Origin of the sequence: Rhizobium ecuadorense, from assembly GCF_001187535.1 — a bacterium.
Classification (GTDB): domain Bacteria; phylum Pseudomonadota; class Alphaproteobacteria; order Rhizobiales; family Rhizobiaceae; genus Rhizobium; species Rhizobium ecuadorense.
The window spans coordinates 1-282 of sequence record NZ_LFIO01000345.1 but is presented as its reverse complement, the minus strand read 5'-3'; the positions used below and the strand labels follow the sequence as shown (position 1 = coordinate 282).

The following is a 282-nucleotide window of genomic DNA, read 5'->3' as shown; positions in this document are numbered from 1 at the left end:
GCGGCAACTCGCGCACCGCAGCCGTTTCGTGCGCGACAAGCAGCGCCCTGTCAAAGGGCAATCTCTCGGTGCCATGGCTCTCCAAGTAGTTTTCCTGGCGGGCATCGTAGATTTCGCCGAAGTAGATTCCGGATTTCAGGATCGGCAGAAGGCCGCTTCGCCATGAGGTGTCGGTGGAAAGAACGGTGTCATCCGGTCCGATCAGATCCGCAATAGCGCCGATCCTGTCGCCCCAGTAATTCGGGATCGCCTGGGCGCCCCACATCAAATGCGACCGATACC

At 59.9% G+C, this 282-nt stretch carries 1 protein-coding gene; it reads right to left on the bottom strand.

The genetic code is table 11. The annotated features are described in order from the left end of the window. On the bottom strand, nt 1-282 hold a 282-nt coding region (locus AF337_RS07400; protein ID WP_193393582.1), incomplete at both ends, for an alpha-L-rhamnosidase N-terminal domain-containing protein.